General features: G+C 41.4%; 18 protein-coding genes. All 18 read right to left on the minus strand.

What is annotated here, in order from left to right; translation table 11 throughout:
* Positions 1-58: 58 nt before the first annotated feature.
* The 18 genes from tkt to rpsK all read right to left on the minus strand — a co-directional run bounded on the left by tkt (position 59) and on the right by rpsK (position 15,041).
* Complete coding sequence (tkt, locus tag CVT00_RS09280) at positions 59-1,969, minus strand: transketolase (RefSeq protein ID WP_107915829.1); 1,911 nt, start codon at positions 1,967-1,969, stop codon at positions 59-61.
* 108 nt (positions 1,970-2,077) lie between these two features.
* Positions 2,078-2,977: a polyprenyl synthetase family protein gene (locus CVT00_RS09285; protein ID WP_107915831.1), complete on the minus strand. Its 900-nt coding sequence runs from the start codon at positions 2,975-2,977 to the stop codon at positions 2,078-2,080.
* Entirely contained in the window at positions 2,974-4,083 is a 1,110-nt protein-coding gene (locus tag CVT00_RS09290) for a DUF7488 domain-containing protein (protein WP_103557801.1), read from the minus strand. Before CVT00_RS09290 ends, CVT00_RS09285 begins: the two co-directional genes overlap by 4 nt.
* A complete protein-coding gene (locus CVT00_RS09295) occupies positions 4,080-4,394 on the minus strand; it encodes a YbaB/EbfC family nucleoid-associated protein (protein WP_002941513.1) in 315 nt (104 codons plus the stop codon). Before CVT00_RS09295 ends, CVT00_RS09290 begins: the two co-directional genes overlap by 4 nt.
* Before the next feature lie 3 nt (positions 4,395-4,397).
* Positions 4,398-4,745 carry an aspartate 1-decarboxylase gene (gene panD / locus CVT00_RS09300; RefSeq protein ID WP_103557800.1) on the minus strand — a complete coding sequence of 116 codons (348 nt, stop codon included), beginning with the start codon at positions 4,743-4,745 and terminating at the stop codon, positions 4,398-4,400.
* A gap of 17 nt (positions 4,746-4,762) precedes the next feature.
* Positions 4,763-5,332, minus strand: a complete 570-nt coding sequence (locus CVT00_RS09305; protein ID WP_103557799.1) for a hypothetical protein — start codon at positions 5,330-5,332, stop codon at positions 4,763-4,765.
* 18 nt (positions 5,333-5,350) lie between these two features.
* A complete protein-coding gene (locus tag CVT00_RS09310) occupies positions 5,351-6,634 on the minus strand; it encodes a UDP-N-acetylmuramoyl-L-alanyl-D-glutamate--2,6-diaminopimelate ligase (RefSeq protein ID WP_103557798.1) in 1,284 nt (427 codons plus the stop codon).
* On the minus strand, positions 6,612-7,166 hold the full coding sequence (locus CVT00_RS09315; RefSeq protein ID WP_103557797.1) for a histidine kinase: 555 nt from the start codon (positions 7,164-7,166) through the stop codon (positions 6,612-6,614). Before CVT00_RS09315 ends, CVT00_RS09310 begins: the two co-directional genes overlap by 23 nt.
* A complete protein-coding gene (locus CVT00_RS09320; RefSeq protein WP_103557796.1) occupies positions 7,153-7,428 on the minus strand; it encodes a NifU family protein in 276 nt (91 codons plus the stop codon). Before CVT00_RS09320 ends, CVT00_RS09315 begins: the two co-directional genes overlap by 14 nt.
* Positions 7,429-7,562: 134 nt before the next feature.
* Positions 7,563-8,483, minus strand: a complete 921-nt coding sequence (locus tag CVT00_RS09325; protein ID WP_103557795.1) for an ABC transporter substrate-binding protein — start codon at positions 8,481-8,483, stop codon at positions 7,563-7,565.
* Positions 8,484-8,558: 75 nt separating this feature from the next.
* Positions 8,559-9,251, minus strand: a complete 693-nt coding sequence (locus tag CVT00_RS09330; protein WP_103557794.1) for an ABC transporter ATP-binding protein — start codon at positions 9,249-9,251, stop codon at positions 8,559-8,561.
* Positions 9,248-9,997 (minus strand): ABC transporter permease, encoded by a 750-nt coding sequence (locus CVT00_RS09335; protein ID WP_103557793.1) that lies wholly within the window; start codon positions 9,995-9,997, stop codon positions 9,248-9,250. Before CVT00_RS09335 ends, CVT00_RS09330 begins: the two co-directional genes overlap by 4 nt.
* Positions 9,994-10,605 carry a hypothetical protein gene (locus CVT00_RS09340; RefSeq protein WP_103557792.1) on the minus strand — a complete coding sequence of 204 codons (612 nt, stop codon included), beginning with the start codon at positions 10,603-10,605 and terminating at the stop codon, positions 9,994-9,996. The genes CVT00_RS09335 and CVT00_RS09340 overlap by 4 nt, the downstream gene beginning before the upstream one ends.
* A gap of 104 nt (positions 10,606-10,709) precedes the next feature.
* Positions 10,710-11,684: a hypothetical protein gene (locus CVT00_RS09345; RefSeq protein WP_021087226.1), complete on the minus strand. Its 975-nt coding sequence runs from the start codon at positions 11,682-11,684 to the stop codon at positions 10,710-10,712.
* Between the two features lie 913 nt (positions 11,685-12,597).
* On the minus strand, positions 12,598-12,954 hold the full coding sequence (gene rplQ, locus CVT00_RS09350) for a 50S ribosomal protein L17 (RefSeq protein ID WP_002941584.1): 357 nt from the start codon (positions 12,952-12,954) through the stop codon (positions 12,598-12,600).
* Between the two features lie 11 nt (positions 12,955-12,965).
* Entirely contained in the window at positions 12,966-13,982 is a 1,017-nt protein-coding gene (locus CVT00_RS09355) for a DNA-directed RNA polymerase subunit alpha (protein WP_002941564.1), read from the minus strand.
* 14 nt (positions 13,983-13,996) lie between these two features.
* Positions 13,997-14,623: a 30S ribosomal protein S4 gene (gene rpsD / locus CVT00_RS09360; protein ID WP_002941501.1), complete on the minus strand. Its 627-nt coding sequence runs from the start codon at positions 14,621-14,623 to the stop codon at positions 13,997-13,999.
* Positions 14,624-14,648: 25 nt separating this feature from the next.
* On the minus strand, positions 14,649-15,041 hold the full coding sequence (gene rpsK, locus CVT00_RS09365; protein ID WP_002941551.1) for a 30S ribosomal protein S11: 393 nt from the start codon (positions 15,039-15,041) through the stop codon (positions 14,649-14,651).
* Positions 15,042-15,058 lie beyond the last annotated feature (17 nt).

Consider the following 15,058-nt stretch of genomic DNA (forward strand, 5'->3'; position numbering starts at 1 on the left):
AAATGCCTTTTTTTGATTTTAGATTGCAGCTGGGGATTTTACTCCCCAAAGTTAAATTTTATATAAGTTCGCTAGCAAAATTTGCAAGCTTTTGCGGAGTAAATCCGAAGTGGTCAAATAGTTCATTTGCCTTGCCGCTAGCGCCAAAGCTGTTCATGCCATAAACTGCGTCGGCAAATTTATACCACTCATAGCCAGTTGCGGCCTCAACTGCGATAATGGTTGTATTTTTATCTAAAATTCTAGCCACATACTCAGCTGGCTGCTCGCAAAGCAGATCAAAACAAGGTGCTGATACGATGTTTGCACCGATACCTTGCTCAGCTAGAAGTGCGGCTGCTTTTACGCAGAGTGAGACCTCGCTGCCGCTTGCTATAAATGTGATCTTTGCATCTTTTGCCGAGCTTAAAAGATATGCGCCGTTGCTAACCTCGCCAAATTCGCCTTTTGCAAGTGGGTCAAGCCCTTGGCGGCTAAGCACAAATGCGCTTGGAGCGTTTAAATTTAGAGCCACTTGCCAGCTAGCTGCGTTTTCGTTGCCATCAGCTGGGCGAAAAGTGTAGAAATTTGGCATCGCTCTAAATGTGCTAAGCTGCTCGATAGGCTGATGTGTCGGACCATCTTCGCCAACGCCGATGCTATCGTGTGTGAAGACAAAAAAGTGCTTGATGCCCATTAGCGCTGCTATCCTCGCACTTGGCTTTAGATAGTCGCTGAAGATGAAAAATGTCGCTGAAAATGGCAAGAAAAGGCCGTATCTGGCGATGCCGTTATTGATCGCTGCCATGGCGTGCTCTCTGATGCCGTAGTGGATATTTTTGCCATTTGGGAAGTCGCCCATGCCCTTTAGCTCAGTCTTGTTTGAAGGAGCAAGATCTGCGCTACCACCGATAAAGCCAGGAAGTTTTTTAGCTATCTCGTTTAAAATAACGTGGTTTGTATCTCTTGTGGCTAGCTTTTTGTCGCTAAAGTCTGGAAATTCGATCTTGCTAAAGTCTGGGTTAAGAAGTGAGTTTAATAAATTTTTGCCCTCAATGCTTAACGCCTCAACCTTTTTGTTCCACATCGCCTCTTCAAGATCGCCCTTTTCAACTGCGCCTCTAAATCTTAAAAGCACGTCCTCGTCGATAGCAAATTTCTTCTCAGGGTCAAAGCCAGCTGCGGCCTTTGCCTTTTTGATGATCTCTTCGCCAAGTGGCGCGCCGTGGCTGTGGTGGCTGCCTTCAAGCTCCATTGCGCCGCGTGCTATGTGTGTGTTTGCGATGATGAGATATGGCGACTCTTTCTCGCTTGCTTGCTCAAGTGCAAATTCGATCTGGTTGTAGTCGTGTCCGTCGATGCGTGCGACCTCCCAGCCCTGCGCTTCAAACCTCGCCTTGACGTCCTCGCTAAATGCGATCGCTGTGTCACCCTCGATCGTGATGTTGTTTGAGTCGTAGATGAGCACAAGGTTGTCTAGTCTTAAATTTCCTGCGATTGAACATGCCTCGTAGCTTATGCCCTCTTCAAGATCGCCATCACCGCAAAGACAGTAAATTTTATGATCGATTATTTTATTATCTGACTCATTTAGCACGTTTGCAGCGTATTTTTCTGCCATGGCTAGACCAACTGCATTTGCTACGCCTTGACCAAGTGGGCCAGTAGCCACCTCAACGCCTGGAGTGTGAATTTCTGGGTGTCCTGGGGTGTTTGAGCCAAGTTGGCGAAATTTCTTAAGCTCATCTAGGCTTAGATCGTAGCCGCTTAGGTGCAAGAAGCTATAAACCAAGCTTGATGCGTGACCACCGCTAAAAACGAGCCTATCTCTGTTTAGCCATTTTGGATTTTTAGGGTTGTGTTTTAAAAAGTTGCTTAAAACCACCATGATATCGGCTAGGCCCATAGGAGCACCTGGGTGTCCGCTGTTAGCGTTTTGCACCATATCAGCGCACAAAAATCTTATAGTATCGGCTTGTTTTTTTAGCATATGATCTCCTTTTTATTGCGTCAGATTATACAAAAAAGTGATTAAAACTTGCCTTGCATTTTTGCCCAAAATGTCTAAAAAGTGATATAAATTTACGAAATTTACGCACTATCTTAGATGCTTGTCTGTAAGCTCTAAGATCATCTTTGCGATATTTGTATCTACTTGTTTTAGTGCCTCTTCTATCTCGCAAATAAGCTCATCTTTTTTCTTTTTTGCACCAGATAGACCAAGTAAATTTGTAAATGAGTTTTTAGCTAAGTCGTTATGCACGGGCTTTCCAGCGGCCGCTTCGTCGCTTGTAAGATCGATGATGTCGTCTTGTATCTGAAAAGCAAGCCCAAGTTTTAGGCCGATATCATAAATTTTCTCGCACTCTGTTTCGTCTAAATTTACTATCACAGCGCCCATTTTTAGGCTAGCAGCGATGAGCTTTGCAGTCTTGTGGATGTGTAAAAAGACTAGCTCATCAAGGCTTAGCATCTTGCCAGAGAGGCCAAATTTAGCCTTTGCCCTTTTGATGTCCTCTTTGTTTGTATTTTCAAAGAAACAATCAAGCGCCTGACCTAGCACCATGCCGCTAACGCCAGCATTTTGGCTTAAAATTTCAACGCATTTTATACGAGTGTCAGCTAGCAACTCAGCGCGTGAAATTTCATAAAAAGCATGCGTATTTAGCGCATCTCCTGCAAGTATGGCAGTAGTCTCGTCGTATGTGACGTGAAGCGTTGGTGTGCCGCGTCTTAGGCTTGCGTTATCCATCGAAGGCAGATCATCGTGGATAAGCGAGTATGTGTGCATCATCTCAAGCCCCAAAGCCACTCTCATCGCCTTTTGCGTGAGGCTTTTATCCACGTTTTCGACCACGCCAAGAAGCAAAAGCGCCCTAAAGTGCTTGCCTCCAGCCTTTAGCATAACGCCAAGCGCCTCCTCGTAGTAAGGATGAAAGCTCGGCGCCTTTGGCAAATTTGCATTTAGAAATTTTACGAAGTCCTCAAGTAGGCTCATTTTGGCACTCTTGCAAAGAACTGAAAGTCGTTTCTAGTAAATAAAAGCACGAAATTTTGCAGGTCGCTGATCTTTTCTAAAAGCTCCTCGCGGTTACTCACACTCTCTTTGTTGTAGCCTAAAATTTTATCGCCTATTTTAATGCCAAAGATGTCAGCATTTGACTTTGGCTCGACCTTTGTAACTACTAAATTTTTATCAACCGTGATACCATAATCCACCAAAACTTTATCATCTAGCAAGCTCTCAGGCGACTTTGGCATGACATTTAAATTTGGCAGATCGAGGCTTGAAGGAGCGTCAATGTCTAGGCTTTGGTTAAATTTCACATCCCCGCTTACTGGCACTTGAAAGAGTAGCTCTTGCCTATCACGCTTCACGATGATGTCCAGTTTTGCGCCCTTTGGAGCAAAAAGCACCATCTCATTTAGCTCTCTTAGGCTCTTTGGTTTTATGCCATTTACACTAACAAGCTCATCATCAACCATCATCATCTTGCCGCGACCCAGTGGATCAACAAGGCCCACAAAGAATTTATCCTCTTTTTGCAAGAATTTCACGCCGATATCGCCGTAATATACGTCATCGTAAGATACAAAGTGCTTTAGATAGCGATTTGGTATAAATTTATCAGCTCCAACAGCTATGCCTATCATCTTGCAACAAGGCGTGTTTATCTCGCCAGTCGCGTTATACTCGAAGCTTAGTGTGTCAAAGTCGCCTAAATTTTGCCCTAAAGACTTGATGTGACCCATGACGGTGTTGTTTGCGTCATTTAAGATGCCAACCCAAGTGCTCTTTTTTATGCGCTCCTCGTTGGTCTCATCAGCCATCACAACAGGGCTTAGCTCCTTGCTAGAGCGGACCAAAAAGAGCTGTAAATACGGGTCAAATTTGACATATTCACCAAGTGGCGCTCCCTCACTTTTTGGCACTGCGATCAAATTTTTAGTGATAGCCACGCCAAAGTGTTTATTAACTGAGACGATTGAGTTTTTGTTCTTTTCAAAGCAGGCGTTAAAGTCCTCTTGTGTAGGCCTAGGATCGGCGTTTAAGCAAAGTGCTGATAGCAAAAAAGCAAGGGCAAATTTATATTTTAGTCTCATTTTATCCCCATCGAAGCAAGGCCGCCAAGCATCCTTGAAGCGGTGTTTTTCTTATCGGCCTCAACCGACTTTAGCACGTCATTTACGGCGCTTATTAGCAAAATTTGCATGCTCTCTTTATCTTCAAGCAAGCTATCATCTATGCTGATATCAAGTATCTCGCCGCTGCCATTTGCTCTAACGCTCACCAGCCCACCGCCGCTTTTTGCGCCAAATTCTTTATTTTTGCTCTCTTCTTCCATCTGCTTGGCTTGCTTTTGCACATCTTCAAGCATCTGCCCCATCTTTGAAAAGTCAAATCCCTCAAACATCGCCTACTCCTTTATGATCTCGTTTTTGTTATTTACGTGCACGATGGTTGGCTTAAATTTCTTAGCCTTTTTAAATTTCATACTAGCATACGCCACGATGATGACCACGTCTCCTACGCAGACCTTTCTAGCAGCTGCGCCGTTTAGGCAAATTTCGCCTTTTTTGCCCTTTATCACGTATGTGGCAAATCTCTCGCCATTATTTACATCTAAAATTTCAACCTTTTGATTTTCTATCAAATTTGCAGCCTTTATAAGCTCCTCGCCGATGCTGATCGAGCCAACATAGTTTAAATTTGCGTCTGTTACGACGGCTCTGTGGATCTTGCTAGCTAAAATTTCTATTGTCATTTTCTGCCTTGTTTAGTTTATTTGCACTCTATCACTGGTCTGTTTGCTAAAAATTTCTCGTTAAATTTCTCTGCCTTTAGCGTCTTTTCTAGATCGTCAAGAGTTTTGAAATTTCTGGCAAAAGATACGCCGACTAGCCCACACTCGCTCGTTTTTGTAACATCTAGTGTTATCTCGTAGCTGTTAAATTTTGGATTATTTGGCTCTGGATAGTAAATTTCCTCACGGTAAGAGCTGTCGCTACCTATCTTTTCTATCTTAAATTTGCCCTTTTTTGGATCTGTGGTTTTTTTTATCGCTGTTATAAAATCATCTATGTTTTTGATGCCTGGCGCATAGGTAACGCTGATTAGCTTACTCCATCCATAGCCACCCTCATCTTCCAAATAATACTCCACCGTAAATTCATTTTGGTATTTTTGGTGATAAATTTGGCCGTCATACTCTATATTTTGAGGTAGGTTGCTCACTAGATAGCTCTTTTGGTTTGCACTAGATTCTGGCTTTTGCAGCTCTTTTTGAGCAGTGGCACATCCTAGCAATAGTGCAACGCAAGTAGCCGTAAAGGCTAAATTTAAAATTTTCATCGTTTTTCCTTTCAAAAGTTATCTACATAAAATTTCAAGCACTACTTCTTTGTCGCTAAATGGGTGCTTGACGCCCTTTATCTCCTGATATGGCTCGTCGCCTTTGCCAAGTATGACAAGCGCCCAGCCAGGCTCTAGCTTGCTAATGGCTAGAGCGATCGCCTCTTTGCGGTTGGCGTTTCGTATCAAATTTTCATTTTGGCTCATGCCAGCGCAAATTTCGTCTATTATGCTCTCTGGCTCTTCACTTCTTGGATTGTCACTTGTGACTATGCAAATTCTTGCGTATTTTTGGGCTATCGCTCCCATTTTAGGGCGCTTTGTCCTATCTCTGTCACCGCCTGCGCCAAAGACTGCGATCAAATTTAGATGTCTAAGCGAGTTTAGCACCTTTTCTATGCCATCTGGTGTATGGGCAAAATCTACGATGACTAGCGGATCGGTGCTAACGACCTCCATCCTGCCACTCACTCCCCTAAATTTACTTATCGCCTTTGAAAGTGCGGCCGCTTCTGGGCGCTCTAGCAGGCAAACAGCTCCAAGAGCGGCGATTAGGTTATAGAGATTAAACTCGCCTTGAAGGCTTGAGTCTATCTCCACATCGCCATTTGGCGTCTTGATAACTGCGTCTATGCCGTCTTTTAGCCCATAAACTATCGGCGCAAAGCTAGCTGGCTTTTTGAGTGCGTATGTGTAGGCGTTTTTTGGGTTAAATTTAACTCCACCATCGTCAATGTTTATGAGTTTTACGCTCTCATCGTCAAAGAAGCTTGATTTTACCCTAGCGTACTCCTCCATGCTCTTGTGGTAGTCTAGGTGATCTTGCGTTAGGTTTGTAAAAATTTTAAGAGCAAAATTTAAGCTCTCTATGCGTTTTTGAGCGATCGCGTGTGAGCTAACCTCCATCACGAAGTACTCACAGCCCTGTTCGCTGGCTGCTTTGAGATATGAGAGCGTCTTTAAAATGGCACTTGTCGTAAGCGCCTTGTCATCTATCTGCTCACCCTCTATAAAAGCCCCTCTAGTGCCACTTAGCCCGCATTTTTTGCCTAACTTTCGCAGGGTCTCGTAGATAGCCGCAGCCGTTGTGGTCTTGCCATTTGTCCCTGTGATGCCAACTATCTTTAAGCTTTCATCTATTTTTAAAAGCTTTTTGCACTCTTCAAGGGTGATTATTTTAGCGCCCTTTTTTACCGCAGCCTCTGCAAATTTCGCATTTGCAGTGGTTTGCACAAAGTATGCACCCTGCTCGCACTCGTTTGAGTCATCTGTTATGAAGCTATTTTCTACTGATATTTTCATCGTTTTGTCTTTTTTGTATCTCTTTAAAAAGCTGATCTATACGCTCGTCGCCGCCAAACATCACCGCCGCACTCTCAAGGTAGTTCATGCTCATATCGATGAAGTCATTTTTTATCAAATTTCCTAAAAATTCCAAAAAATCGTCTTTGTTTGAGATCATCACCTTGGTTGAGAACATGATGTTTTCAAAGACCTTTTTAAAGCTGCCGTCCTTATAAACAGCCCTTTTAAAGTCCTCGTAGCTGATCGCGTCTTGCTCTTCAAAATACTCGCTCTCCTCGTCTCTGGACTCTAAAATTTTTAAAATTTCCTCCACGCCCTCGTCGTCCTCGCCGGCTCTTACCTTCGCCATGTAGTAGTCAAACAAGAGCTTTGCCTCCTCGGCATTTTCCTCGCCAAGAGAGCAAATTTGTATCAAAAATAGCAGATCCTTCTCGCGTGTCTTTTCGTAGGCTAGCGAAAAGTAAAAGATCGCATCTTTAAATTTAGATCGTTTAAAGTGCTTTATGCCTACTTTTTTATAATCCATCAATGTCAAATTCCTCGCCTATTGGGACGTTTATGACCTCAAGCTCTGGATGAATGTCGATGCGAAGCTGCCTTTCGATGCCGTATTTTAGCGTGGTCGTGCTGGCTGCACATCCGTGACAATGTCCTGTGAGCCTTACGTAAATTTTGCCGTTTTTTATGCCAAGTAGCTCCATGCCGCCGCCGTCATTTTCAAGCATAGGTAGCACCTTTTGCAAACTCGCAGTCACTGGCTTTAAAAGCTCTTCATCACTAAATGGGATCATATTTTTTCCTTAAATTTTTTAGCTATTATAGCAGATAAAGTGCAAACAAACGTTTTCTAGGCTTTTGCTGGGGCGTTTTGGCTTTAAATTTTGGTGGTTTTTGTGAGAAAAAAGGGCAAATTTGCCCTTTAAATTTAGTTTAGTAGAAATGATTTTATATCGATTTTATGCTCTATCATCTTGCTTTCAAGCATAAATTCTTGCGTAGCCTCAAGCGCTTTTATATCATCAGCCGTGATCTTTGAGCTAAAGTCGTACTGAGGATACATGCTCTTTACCGCCTCTATACTAAGCCCAGTCTCTTCGGCTGTAAATTTAAGCGCTTCGTCCTCGTTTGCTTTGATGTAGGCCAAAATTTCATCCTGAGCCTTTTTAAATTTCTCAACCACATCTTTGTGCTTTTTATAAAACTCTCCGCTTGTTGCCGTGACGATGACTGGAGTGATGACGCCTTTGCCAGTTGTCACTACATTTAGGCCTGATTTTTGAGCGTTGTAGGCCGCTGGTCCTGCAAGAAGCGCTGCATCGACGCTGCCGTTTTCAAGTGCGGCTTGCGCAGCTGGGATGCCCATAGAGATAAACTCTACGTCATTTATGCCTAGACCGCCAAGCGCTAGATATCTAACCAAAAGCTCATTTAAGATAGTGCCTTTTGGGCCTGCTACTTTTTTGCCTTTTAGATCTTTTGGCGACTTGATGTTTTTATCTTTAGAAAATATCACAAAAGCCTCTGGCGCCCTTGAATAGGCGCTTATGATCTTTATATCAGCCTTATTTGCCGCTGCAAGTATGACCGAAGTGCCGCCCACGCAGTTTAAAAACTGGAGCGAATTTGAAGCGAGCGCTTGCGTTTGTTTCGCACCCGAGGTGATCTCGGAGTACTCGACTGGCACGCCAAAAGACTTTGCATAAAAGCCTTTAAATTTATCGACGATCGATGGGACGTTTAGGGGCGATTTGACGTAGGTCATGCCGATCTTATCTAAGCCCTCGCTTGCGTTTGCGACTAGACAAAGCAAAGAGGCCGCACACAAAACCTTGAAAAACTTTCTCATATTTACTCCTTTTAAAAATTTTCAAGATTATATAATCTTTTGCTTCATTTTGGTTTTAATTATCATTTTATTTGCCTAAATTTCACTCAAAATTTTGCGTTTTATAGCTATTAGCTCCTCGCTTAGCAGATCTCTTGGCCTTGCTAAATTTGATAGCTCGTAGTTTGACTTTATCCCGCCCTTTTCAAGCAAGATGATCTCGTCAGCCAAAAATAGCGCCTCGTCGATGTTGTGAGTGACAAAAAGGATGGTTTTGCCAGCTTGTATTTTTAAGATTTCAGCTTGCATGCTAGCTCTAGTAAACGCATCAAGCGCGGCAAACGGCTCGTCCATTAGGATCAAATTTGCCTCATACGCAAGAACTCTAGCAAGCGAAACGCGCGAGCTCATACCGCCAGAGAGCTGCGAAACTGCGGCAAATTTAAAGTCGCTAAGTCCTATCATCGATATCAAACTATCGATCTTTGAGGCTTCAATCTCATGCGTTTTAAGCGCAAAAACGATATTTTCATAGACGTTTAGAAATGGCATAAGACGGGGCTCTTGAAAGACGAAGCCGATCTTTGCTGGCTCTTTAAATTTTATCTCGCCAAGGCTTACGCTCTCAAGACCAGCGATAAGGCGTAAAAGCGTAGTTTTACCGCATCCGCTTCTGCCGAGTATGACGGTGATCTTATCTTTTTTTATGCTCAAATTTAGCTCTCTCAAAACGTCGATACGCTTTTCGCCTATAAAAAAATGCTTGGATAAATTTGAAATTTCTATCATTTTTCACCTCGCAAAAGGCTAAATTTAGCTATCAAAAGCAAAAACAGCCTATCTATGAGCACGCCGCAAATGCCTATCGTAAAAATGCCCACAAATATTCTATCCGCGCGTGAGAGCTCTTCTGCGTCAAGGATTAAGTAGCCTAGTCCGCTTGAAGCCGCTATCATCTCCGCTCCGATGATCGCGCGCATGGCGTAGCCAAAGCCTATTCGCATGCCGACAAAGATATCTTTTAGCGCGCTTTTTAAGATGATCTTGTAAAAAATTTCAAATTTGCTAAAGCCAAAAATTTTGCCAACCTCGATGAGCTTTATATCGCAGCTCGTTAGCCCCTTTTGGATACTTAGAAACATCGGGAAAAACGAGGCTAGGATGATGATAATAATCTTTGGCATCTCGTTTATGCCAAACCAAAGCACCAAAATGGCGATCAAACTAAGCGGCGGGATATTTCTAAAAAACTCCAGTATCCACTCGTAATAAACGCTGATCTTTGGCAAAAGTGCCGCTATACCGCCAAGCACGAGCGCCAAGGCAAACGAGAGAGCATATCCTGCAAATATGCGCTTAAAGCTGATAATGGTGTGCGTAGCAAGCTCGCCGCTTAGGCTCATGCTACACATCGTTTTTATCGTAGCTATCGGACTTGGCAAGATATATGGTGTGAAAATTTCTAGCTCGCAAACGACCTGCCAGATGGCAAAGATCGCTAGGATCAAAATGCTCTTTTTAAAAATTTCTTTCACAGCCCATCTCCGTTGTGACAGCCGTTTTCGCAGTATAAAAGCTCGATGATCTGGTAGTTTTTAAGCTCGCTAAATTTATATGAAAGGGCGTTTTCTATCTTCTCTTTACTGCTAAGACTTAGTGTTTTTACGTCCAAATTTGTGAAAAATCCCGGCGGTATCGGACTTTGCTCGATGTTGCGCATCTTTAAATTTATAGCGTTTTGCTCCCTAAAGCTTTTCCATGTCAAAAATGTGGTTCGCTCCAAATTTAGCCCCCTGCCAAGCTCTGCCAAGTCCTCGCAAGGTGTGGTCACGTAAAGCCACTCGTTCTCTTTTAGCTTTGCGCTTAGCTCAAGCGCGCTTTCTATTAAAATGGGGTTTAAATTTGAGATGAGATCGGCCTGCTCTTTGAAATTTGCCCTGATGAAATTTACAGCCCTCGGACAGCGGCTATCGTAAATAAGCTCACTTTGCGCAAGAGCGTTTTTGTATGCGTTTTTTACGCTTTTAACGTGGTCTTTTTCACACTCTACTACGCTAAAACCTTTGTCTTGCAAAATTTCTTTAAGTGCTGCAAAGTCGTAGATACTTTTTACAACAGGATTTAACCAAACCACTTTTTTCATGAAAACTCCCGTCAAATTTAAAGCAAAATGTAATAATTAAAATCAAAATTGTATCACTTGAAAGTAAAAAGATGGCTTTGGAGGTTAAATTTATAAGAAAACGGCTAGACTTTTACGTCTAAATTTCGCTTTTTTTGGCTTTTCTCCATTAGCTTTAGTATGTCTATGCCGTTTTTTTCAAGGCGCATCAGCTCCTTAAGATAGGCAAATTTCTCATCTTTATTGATATCGTAGGTCGCTAGTTTCTCGCTTCGGCCAATCACTGAGGCATAGACCTTGTTGCCGTCAAGCTTGTCGGTGTTTTGCACATTGTAAAGCGACAGCACGCCCTCTATCACCTCTTTAAATTTCGCGCCACTCTTCATACCAGCCTTCATCAGCGTTAAAAATCTCTGCCTGCTCTCATCGTCAGTGAAATTTATACTTTGCATTGTCTCATATTCTATCGGTGGCTTGTTCGTGCTAGTTAGCATTGAGATAGCCTTCTTGCCTATCGTAATACTCTCAACGCCGACCCTCTCGCCAAGATATTGTCTCAGCGCATAGTCCAGCCACTTGTCCTTAAACTCCTCGACGCTCATGTCCTTATCCAGTATCTCAAAGCCCTCCACGTGGCTTTTGCGGCCAAGTCCGAGCAAGGTGCCGCTATCATCTTTTGACGTGTACTCTTTTGCGAAGAGATCGACGTTTGTTGGATAGTATCCGATGATCGATTCGTAAAGCCTTCCAAAACCAAGCGCCTCGGTCTGACTAACAAAGCTTTTAAGCTCGTTTATCTCATCTTGACTCATTTGCTTGTCGTATCCCATGAGCTTGCCCCAGATGCTTATCTTGCCATTAGCGGCCATGCCTGTGAGCGAGTTGTCTTTAGCAAATTTTAGTGGCTCATCATCTTTGTTAAATTTACTCTCGCTCGTGCGACCTAAATTTATCTGATTGGTGTTTTTGGCTAATTTTTGAGATGATAAATTTAAAGAATTTTCGTCCGCACTAGGCTTGATATGGCTAGCACTTTGCTCCCTAATGTTTTGAAAGCCGCTATATAAATTTACATTAGCTCCGTTTACGCCACCTATCATCTCAAATCCTTTGTAAGATAGTTAAAACAAATATCGTCTTTTCCAGAGTAAAATTTAGAAATTTGTAGAGTTTGACTTGTAAATTTAGGCTGACTTGAGACTGGATAAATTTAGACATTTGAGAAGGCCGGAATTTAGAATTTACTTTGTAGAAATTTGCATATATCGGTTTTTATTGTATCTGGTTTAGCTTTATTATATCTAGTCTATATATTTGGTTTTGGATTTATCATATACAATTCGTATATTTTGTCATACCATAGGCTATTTCGGATCAAATTTATGTCATCTTCTTGGCCACCCTAGCCACATTAGCCAAGCCCTTTTTACAGTCTATCAAAATTTAGAATTTTGCAACTTCGTGAATTGTAAATTTGAAATTTCTTTTTTGAATAATTTAAATTTGAGATAGTTCGTATAGATAATTTGCCCTGCTTTTTGTTTTGCATTTTAAATATATAAGCCCTTAATCCTAAAACTTCGTAAATTAGCTTATAAATTTTATCCAGAAACACTCAAAATAGAAATAACACGCCTAAAGCAAATATCACAAAAAATCAACGAAGTAAAATTTAAAAACTACTAGCTCTAAATTTAGAAATTTATGGCGCTAGCTTTGAAATTTAATAGATAAGTTTGGGCTAGAACTTTAAAACCTAATTTTGAAGGCTTTGGCATAAATTAAAGAGCGTCCGTTTGTTTTTGTGCTTTAAAACCGCTATAAATTTACTTATACCAACTATTTTAACCTATAGCATCAGCTCATCTAAAAGCCACGAAATAAAATTTATAATGCTCCGACTTGTAAATTTGCCACATACTAAAATGGATAAATTTAAAACAAAATTTTTAAAAAATAAACATAAAAAGAAAAATTTAGAAAGAAAAGAGAGCCAGATAGGCTCTCTGGGGATTATTCAGCTACTAGCTCTATATAAGCCATCTCAGCTGCGTCGCCTCTGCGAACGCGAGTTTTGATGATTCTTGTATAGCCACCGTTGCGCTCTTTAAATTTTGGAGCTACTTCAGTAACTAGCTTATTTGTAGTCTCTTTGTCTTGCAATGAAGCAAATACTGCTCTATGAGCGTTAGAGTCGCCCTTTCTAGCTCTTGTGATAAGCTTTTCAACATAGCTTCTAAGCTCTTTTGCTTTTGGTAAAGTTGTCTCTATCTTTTCGCTTTTGATGATAGCTATCGCTAAATTCTTAAGCAATGCAGATCTATGAGATGACGTTCTACCAAGTTTGCGATATCCGTGTTTATGTCTCATCTATTGTCCTTTTATTCTTTTGCACTCATTTGTGATTTTAGCTCGGTTATTTTCTTTCTGAGTTGCTCTTTGCTATCTTTTAACACATCGACACCAACTGGATAGCCTATCTCTTCCATAACCGCTTTTATCTCTTCAAGAGATTTTTTACCTAAATTTTTAAGCTCTTTAAGCTCATTTTCGTCCATCAACGCAAGCTCGCCGATAAATCTTATATCGGCTTTGTCAAGGCAGTTAAAACTTCTAGCGCTTAAATTTAGATCTTCTACACTAGAAAGTAGCTTTGAAAACTCGCCGCTTGCGCTTGAACTAGCAACTGGGGCACTAACGTCAATATCTAAAATTCCTTTAAATACTGACATTTGTTGATACATAGCTTCTAAACAATTTTTAAAAGCTTCTACTGGACCAACTTGACCATCTGTTGTTATCGTAAATACGATCTTCTCGTAGTCTGGGTCATCTTCAACCAAGACGTTTTGTATCTCATAAACTGCTTTTTTAACAGGTGTAAAGAAAGCGTCTAGTGCGATGTACTCGTCTTCGATCTCTTCTCTGATCTCTTCACTAGGAACATATCCGATACCTTTTTGGATGATAACTGAGAAATTCAACTCAGCATCTTCGTTGATAGTCGCAAGATATGCATCTGGATTAACGATCTCAACTAGGTCGTTATTTAGGTCAGCGCCAGTTATCTCTTTTGGTCCTTTAAAGCTATACTCTATAACTTCACGCTCACTGCCGCTTTTTAACTTAAATCTGATCTTTTTCAAATTTATAATAAAAAACGCTACGTCTTCAAGCATGCCACGCATACTATCAAATTCGTGGCTAACGCCTTTTATCTTTACACCAATAGGGGCAAAGCCTACTGTACTTGTGTAAAGAAGACGGCGTAGTGGGTGAGCCAAAGTAACAGCATAACCTGCTTCAAAAGGATATGCTGTAATGTTAGCAACATTTTCGCTAACACTTTTAACTTCTATTTCAGTTGGCATATAAGCTGATGTGGTAATCTTTCTCATCTTTATACCCTCTATTATTTTGAGTAAAGCTCTACTATAAATCTTTCCTCAACAGGAATGATAACCTCTTCTCTTTCTGGATTTCTAGTGAAAATTCCAAATTTTTTCTCTTTTTCCACGTCTACCCATGCAACGATGCCAGTTTGAGCTGTAAGATCGATCGCACGAACGATTTGTGGATTGTTTTTAGATTTCTCAGCAACTTCTACTTTAGAGCCTGGCTCTACTCTGTAAGATGGGATATCCACTCTCTTGCCATTTACTAAAATATGTCCGTGAGTTACAAGCTGGCGAGCAAAACGACGAGTCGTTGCAAAGCCCATTCTGTAAACAACATTGTCTAATCTCTGCTCTAGTAGTTGAACCAAAAGAGCACCAGTGTTGCCCTCGCGGCGTGCTGCTTCTTGAAACAATCTTCTAAATTGTTTCTCTGAAACACCATACATAAATTTAGCTTTTTGCTTCTCACGAAGTTGTAAGCCATATTCGCTTATTTTTGCTCTTCTTTGTCCGTGTTGTCCTGGCGCATAAGGTCTTTTTTCTAAAGCGCTTTTACCAGCAAGTCTTCTTTCGCCTTTTAACGCAAGAGACACACCAAGACGTCTTTCTAATTTTTCAACAGGTCCTGTATATCTAGCCATAATAATTTCTCCTAATTTTCTCTAATTATACGCGGCGGCGTTTTGGCGGTCTGCAACCATTGTGTGGTAAAGGTGTGATATCTTTGAAGAAAGTTACTTTTATACCCTCTACGCCACCTACACTCTTAACAGCCGTTTCACGTCCGCTACCTGGACCTTGAACCTTAATGCCAACTTCTTTAATGCCGTGTTCTTTTGCTTTGTTTAAAGCATCTTCTACAGCTTGTTGAGCTGCATAAGGAGTTGATTTTTTACTACCCTTAAAGCCTAAGCCACCTGCACTACTCCATGCAATAGCATTTCCCATTTCATCAGTTACAGTTACCATAGTATTGTTAAATGTTGCACTGATATAAACGATACCTTTGGCTATGCTTTTTCTAACTACTTTTTTCTTAACAATTTTTCTTTTCGCCATTTATTATCCTTTAACCC

Origin of the sequence: Campylobacter concisus (assembly GCF_003048675.2) — a bacterium.
GTDB classification, from domain to species: domain Bacteria; phylum Campylobacterota; class Campylobacteria; order Campylobacterales; family Campylobacteraceae; genus Campylobacter_A; species Campylobacter_A concisus_F.

Bases quoted from the DNA above. Each gene is read 5' to 3' on its own strand.
- rpsK (WP_002941551.1), bottom strand. From the start codon at position 15,041: ATGGCGAAAAGAAAAATTGTTAAGAAAAAAGTAGTTAGAAAAAGCATA.
- panD (WP_103557800.1), bottom strand. From the start codon at position 4,745: ATGACAATAGAAATTTTAGCTAGCAAGATCCACAGAGCCGTCGTAACA.
- tkt (WP_107915829.1), bottom strand. From the start codon at position 1,969: ATGCTAAAAAAACAAGCCGATACTATAAGATTTTTGTGCGCTGATATG.
- rplQ (WP_002941584.1), bottom strand. From the start codon at position 12,954: ATGAGACATAAACACGGATATCGCAAACTTGGTAGAACGTCATCTCAT.
- CVT00_RS09340 (WP_103557792.1), bottom strand. From the start codon at position 10,605: ATGAAAAAAGTGGTTTGGTTAAATCCTGTTGTAAAAAGTATCTACGAC.
- CVT00_RS09295 (WP_002941513.1), bottom strand. From the start codon at position 4,394: ATGTTTGAGGGATTTGACTTTTCAAAGATGGGGCAGATGCTTGAAGAT.
- CVT00_RS09305 (WP_103557799.1), bottom strand. From the start codon at position 5,332: ATGAAAATTTTAAATTTAGCCTTTACGGCTACTTGCGTTGCACTATTG.
- CVT00_RS09310 (WP_103557798.1), bottom strand. From the start codon at position 6,634: ATGAAAATATCAGTAGAAAATAGCTTCATAACAGATGACTCAAACGAG.
- CVT00_RS09320 (WP_103557796.1), bottom strand. From the start codon at position 7,428: ATGATCCCATTTAGTGATGAAGAGCTTTTAAAGCCAGTGACTGCGAGT.
- CVT00_RS09325 (WP_103557795.1), bottom strand. From the start codon at position 8,483: ATGAGAAAGTTTTTCAAGGTTTTGTGTGCGGCCTCTTTGCTTTGTCTA.
- CVT00_RS09330 (WP_103557794.1), bottom strand. From the start codon at position 9,251: ATGATAGAAATTTCAAATTTATCCAAGCATTTTTTTATAGGCGAAAAG.
- rpsD (WP_002941501.1), bottom strand. From the start codon at position 14,623: ATGGCTAGATATACAGGACCTGTTGAAAAATTAGAAAGACGTCTTGGT.
- CVT00_RS09290 (WP_103557801.1), bottom strand. From the start codon at position 4,083: ATGAGACTAAAATATAAATTTGCCCTTGCTTTTTTGCTATCAGCACTT.
- CVT00_RS09355 (WP_002941564.1), bottom strand. From the start codon at position 13,982: ATGAGAAAGATTACCACATCAGCTTATATGCCAACTGAAATAGAAGTT.
- CVT00_RS09285 (WP_107915831.1), bottom strand. From the start codon at position 2,977: ATGAGCCTACTTGAGGACTTCGTAAAATTTCTAAATGCAAATTTGCCA.
- CVT00_RS09345 (WP_021087226.1), bottom strand. From the start codon at position 11,684: ATGATAGGTGGCGTAAACGGAGCTAATGTAAATTTATATAGCGGCTTT.